This is a genomic window from Cognatundibacterium rugosum (genome assembly GCF_014284365.1).
Lineage (GTDB): Bacteria > Pseudomonadota > Gammaproteobacteria > Burkholderiales > Burkholderiaceae_D > Undibacterium > Undibacterium rugosum.
Genome location: NZ_JACOGG010000041.1, coordinates 1 through 5,451 on the forward strand (window position 1 = coordinate 1; position 5,451 = coordinate 5,451).

Below are 5,451 nucleotides of genomic sequence, written 5' to 3' on the forward strand. Positions count from 1 at the left end.
GTAACGATCAGGCGCAACGCTGACTCATTCCAATTCTCTTGCATAGGTGTCCACCTCCATAAGTGGACACCTATGTTCCTCTTCTTTAAGTTCTTGCGCTATGTGCGGGGAAATTCGCGCTTACGATGAAATTTGTCAGACTCAAACATCACACAGGATCAATAGTCAAAGCGGACCTGGGATTTCTCCGGTCCGGCGTCGTGAGTGCGCGTGCAACAGAAGGTGAAAACGGTGCAAACTCCTTAAATGGCGTCGATTTCGCCAACAACTGGCCCATTCTTCTCCCCATCTATGTCACCTTACCAAAGAACGCGCTCAACGATGAAAGAATGACCCTTGCATTACGCTTCATCTACTGGATATTCAACAAGGGCGATGAAACAATAGAACAATCCGGCCTGGTTCCATTGCCGGTTCTGCTACAGGCACAGGCCGTAAAAGTAATACGCGTAGTACGCTCCGCCAATGGAGGGCCATTAATCTTTAACTTTGATTTGTAGACGAAACACGTCGAATCGCTTCAGCCTGAAGCAAGGCAACATTGCGTGACGGCGTCCTTTCACGCGCGATACCGGCACAGTCAGGAATTGTCACCGAGATGTCCGGGATGCTACGTAGTCGCCATGCAGCGTGAGCAAACGAGTAAAACAGGAAGGGAAAATGGAAAATTTAGATACTTACTACCGTAAGCTTTACGAGAACTTCATGAATGTACTTAAAGCGTCTGAGAATTCCCCCATTTCAACTCAGCACTTAATAAGTGCCACCGGCGTTGACAGAATAGTCGTTGAAACTCTGCTTAGTCGGATGGTCAACGACGGCGTTTTGAAAACCGTCCATCGTTCCGACGGCGCTCATCAATTCATCTACCGTACAAATTTGAAACTTGGCTCCCAAGGAGAAACGCCTGTTGCCGCACTACCCCAACGCATGGCAGGCGGGCAATCGCCGCTGAAATAGCCATACGTACTTGATGTGACGCCCACCTTTTATTCTTCGAATCCAGCTACCCTTAAACAAAAAACCTTTTGCAACTCAGGCAGCGATCGCGTGCAATATGGTAGGGAAATCGGTAATACAGGCCAATATCAACAAAACGGTGAGCTGGCAACCATTGTGGCACGTTATGATCTAACGATTGACGCCAAGTCAACAGGATACTGTAGCGACATCGTTGGCTGGCCGCACGTCATGATCGCCAGCACAACAACCAGCCTAAAGACTTCCCGCACTATCTCCGTGATCAGCACACACCAATCGGTTTGCAAAAATGATCCCATGACCTGTCAATACTGGCTTTTAAAACAATTTGATATGCAAGATGCTGGCTTAATCTCGACTCAGGCCAGATATTAAAAAAGTTAATGACTCACTGGGAATTATTTCATTTTACATACAAACAACGCCTATATAACATACCAATTCAACGTGAGACATCTTCAATTTTCATTAATTTATCTCATATATTTTAAGATAGAGCATATCACTTTGAATACCTGATTAAATCGAAAGCCAGGTGCAAAAGGCCTCGACGATGTTTGTCACGTATCAAAACAACAATATGTTATTTCACATCAAGGATAACACCACCATGAAATCTCGTTTGATTACGGTAGCCGCGATCCAGATGCACTCGCGCGACTGGAACCTAGAAGCAAATATCGACCGTGCAATGGGCTTGATCCGGCAAGCCGCAGCCAGTGGCGCCAACCTCGTCGTGTGTCCGGAACTCTTCATGAATCCCTATTTTTGCATCGACGAAAACAGCGAACATTTCGATTTAGCCGAACCACTGGAATGCAATGAAAAACTCTCGCGCTTTGGTCGGCTGGCAGGAGAATTGGGGATCGTGTTGCCTGTAGGGTTCTTCGAACGCGCGGGAAACGCTTTCTATAATTCGCTAGTCATGTTCGACGCGGACGGCAGCCGTCTCGGCGTATACCGAAAAACACATATTCCGGATAACCCAGGGTACTCGGAAAAGTATTACTTCAATCCAGGTGACACTGGCTTCAAGGTCTGGTCCACTAAATTCGGCCGCATCGGAGTCGGTATTTGTTGGGATCAGTGGTTTCCGGAATCCGCCCGCTCCATGGCCCTGATGGGAGCCGAAATCTTGTGCTACCCGACCATCATAGGCAGCAATCCGGCCAGACCCGACTCGGACTGCTCCGACCACTGGCAACGCACCATGCAAGGCCACGCTGCCGCTAATGCCTTGCCTTTAATCTGCGCCAACAGAATAGGTACGGAAACAGGCAAGGGGAATATCGCCCACCGTCCGCTAGAAGTAACGTTCCACGGGCGCAGTTTCATTGCCGACGCAACCGGCGGTAAGATCGCTGAAGCGGGACGGGAAAATGAATCCATTCTGCTGCACACCTTCGATCTGGACGAGTGTCGACATTTCCGAGAAGAATGGGGTTTTTTCCGCGATCGCAGACCATCGATGTATGGAACGATCGGAACTTGCGATGGCAGCTCACCAGGAAACTAAGCGCTTGAAAGATGCTGTATAGAAAGTCTCTTGGGTAGCGCTGCTATAATTTAATCTTCGATTTGTATTGGGCATCCAGCCGTTTGCATAGGTGAGCAGCATTGTCCGCGTCGCATGTCAGTTACTCGATCTGTCATGCACAACAGGTGAAGGTATTACATGAAATTCTGGTCTTTTCTATTAGCCCTGCCCCTATTCATTTTGCAGGGTAATAGCGTGGCCGACACCGTCATACGCGTAGCAGCACAAGAGGCCTCGGAACCCAAGTTCATCACCGTCAGCCAACAAGGCAAACCTGCCATAGGTGGCATATGCATCGATATCATGCGTGCTATGGAAAAAATTTCCCCTGAACTGCATTTTGTTGGCGACCAGACTTGGCTGCCACGCGTCCGTATTGATGCCGCTATGAAGGCCGGCGACATCGATGCCATCTGCGGTGTGCAACGCATAGCACGCAATACCACGCAATATGATTTTTTGGATACGGTGTTGTTTTCGGTTAGCTACTTACTGGCAGTCCGTGCTGACGATGATATTGACATCCAAAACTGGAACGATATTCGCCAGCTTGGAGACAATGGCGTAATCCTTGCCCTGCACGGTTTTGGCATCGTTGATATCCTAAAAAACAAGGGTGGCTTGAAAATCGATGCCAGCGCCACCTCATCCTCCTCCAACCTGAACAAGCTTATAGCTGGACGAGGACGCTTCTATTGCCACCGCTCCCCCGGTATCAAGCTATCGATACAGCAGGCAGGACTGGAACAAAAAATTCGCTTGCTGAGCAAACCACAGCTAACAGAAAAGTTCTACATGGGTTTGTCTAAAACCCTGCCAGCAGAGAAGGCAAAAAAAATCAACGCAGCACTGGTATTGCTGGAAAATAGCGGTGAATTGCGACGGATAGTTGAAAAATACCAGGAATAAATAATACGGCCCCGTCATTTTGTAAAAAATTTTTTACAAAATAAAATTATTCCCTGCCTCGGAACAAAAGTGGATGCCTTGCTCCAATCACTTGGAATCTGATCAATCCGCAAGAAACGATATGCCAAGCGTAGTACGTCCAGCTCCGGTGCGCAGTTGTTGATTTGCACAAAAATGCCCCTCCCCGTTTAGCGCACAGCCCCACTCATCTTGATGAGTAGCGGTACCAACACTGTCGGCGCAGATTTCAAAAACATCTTGAAGACGGTTCAACCCAACAAAAGAAAAAGCCCTTGATAAACAAGGGCTTCATCGTAATTCGTGGCGGAAGGTGTGGCCGCTATAAAACTGTCCAACACTTTCCAATAAATTCCAATTTTACCTATAAAAATCATATACTTAAACACATTTACTTTCCAATACATTCCAACCCAATCTTCCCTATTCCAACACAAAATGGCATACCAGATGGCATACTGATTGGTAACTATTAATTGAGGACAAAGACTCATTATGGCGATACTCACCGATGCTAAAGCACGAAACATCAAGCCTGACTCTCCCGCCCTCCCCCATGGTGGCATAACAGGTTTGTCATTAATTCCTGCAAAAACGAAAGGCTGCGGAAAATGGGTCTTACGTTATGTCAGCCCAATTACGGGAAAACGACGAAACGCCGGATTGGGTAGCTATCCAGACGTAGGAATCGCACAAGTCGGAAAAGCTGCTGCTGCCTTACGAGAAAAACTTGTTCAAGGTATCGACCCACTCGAAGAAAAAGCCACAGAGGCTCAGAAATTGGTGATTCCCACCTTCCATGAGGCTGTGATTACTCTTCATTCAGAATTACTACCCGGCTGGAAAAACAAGAAACATGGCCAACAGTGGATTAACACGCTAACCCAATACGCGATTCCTAAACTGGGAAAATTCCCACTCGACCAGATTCAACCACGACATATCGCAGATACACTACGCCCAATATGGCTGAGCAAAGCTGAAACAGCTGGTCGCTTGAAACAAAGACTCCACGCAACGATGGCCTGGAGTTGGGCACATGGATTTTGTAGTTCGAATCCTGTAGATGTCGTGGATCATTTACTTCCACAGCAGCCCTCAAAAGCCGTTCGTACCCAGCATCAGCCAGCGATGCCTTGGAAAGAGATACCTGCTTTTGTGAAAGCTGAATTGCATACAGAGGGACGTTATGATGTCACGCGCCCTATGTTGGAATTTCTGATTCTGACGGCAGCACGCTCTGGTGAAGTACGCGGCATGACCTGGGCTGAAGTAGACTGGGTAAATGCAATATGGAGCATCCCGCCAGAACGTATGAAAGCCCAGCTACCGCATCGTGTTCCTTTGTCAGAACGTGCGGTGACGATCCTTAGAAATCAACAGGGGCGACATGAACAACTGGTGTTTCCGTCACCGCGCGATCAAAAGGAACTCTCAGACATGACACTGACCAGTTTCTTACGCAGGGTTGAGGCAAAAAGCGATACTGCGAACCGCTTTGCCACTGCTCACGGGTTTCGCTCAAGCTTTAGGGACTGGTGTAGTGAACAGGGATATTCACGCGATCTTGCAGAACGCTCACTGGCACATACGGTACAAAACAAGGTGGAAGCAGCTTATCACCGGACGGATTTACTGGAACAACGACGACCAATGATGGAGGCCTGGTCACTATTTATTCTTAGTTAAGCTAGCGTATCGACATGCTGCCTTATTGCATCACACGCTTGTTCAACGTTGGTTGACTCCCTAGGCAAACATCCTATTTGTAGTAATTGAATACCGTTTAATCCGCTGGTTGAAGTAACACATTACCCCAACAACTCCCAGATACCAATCGATAACAATTCAGTTAAAAAACAGTTTCGTGCCGTTGTGTTGTAAGCGCCCGGTCATCACAGGTTGACCGGTTCTGATATGGATGATGGAAATTATTGAGCAAGCTTCCAGTTGTGTGGCAGTAGTTCGCCGATGCGGCTGAATGGTTGCAATGGTAGCCTTTCCAA

At 47.7% G+C, this 5,451-nt stretch carries 6 protein-coding genes; all 6 read left to right on the forward strand.

From position 1 onward, the window contains the following. The first annotated feature begins 125 nt into the window (after window positions 1-125). Window positions 126-500: a type 2 periplasmic-binding domain-containing protein gene (locus H8K47_RS17865; protein WP_186882704.1), complete on the forward strand. Its 375-nt coding sequence runs from the start codon at window positions 126-128 to the stop codon at window positions 498-500. 160 nt (window positions 501-660) lie between these two features. Continuing rightward, the gene (locus H8K47_RS17870) at window positions 661-960 is read left to right on the forward strand and encodes a hypothetical protein (protein WP_186882705.1); all 300 of its coding nucleotides are present in this window, start codon (window positions 661-663) and stop codon (window positions 958-960) included. Between the two features lie 15 nt (window positions 961-975). Further along, on the forward strand, window positions 976-1,356 hold the full coding sequence (locus H8K47_RS17875) for a hypothetical protein (protein WP_186882706.1): 381 nt from the start codon (window positions 976-978) through the stop codon (window positions 1,354-1,356). 235 nt (window positions 1,357-1,591) lie between these two features. After that, on the forward strand, window positions 1,592-2,497 hold the full coding sequence (gene aguB / locus H8K47_RS17880; protein ID WP_186882709.1) for an N-carbamoylputrescine amidase: 906 nt from the start codon (window positions 1,592-1,594) through the stop codon (window positions 2,495-2,497). A gap of 159 nt (window positions 2,498-2,656) precedes the next feature. Continuing rightward, window positions 2,657-3,427: a substrate-binding periplasmic protein gene (locus H8K47_RS17885; RefSeq protein WP_186882707.1), complete on the forward strand. Its 771-nt coding sequence runs from the start codon at window positions 2,657-2,659 to the stop codon at window positions 3,425-3,427. Between the two features lie 513 nt (window positions 3,428-3,940). Then, window positions 3,941-5,134, forward strand: a complete 1,194-nt coding sequence (locus H8K47_RS17890) for a tyrosine-type recombinase/integrase (RefSeq protein ID WP_186882708.1) — start codon at window positions 3,941-3,943, stop codon at window positions 5,132-5,134. The last annotated feature ends 317 nt before the right edge of the window (window positions 5,135-5,451 follow it).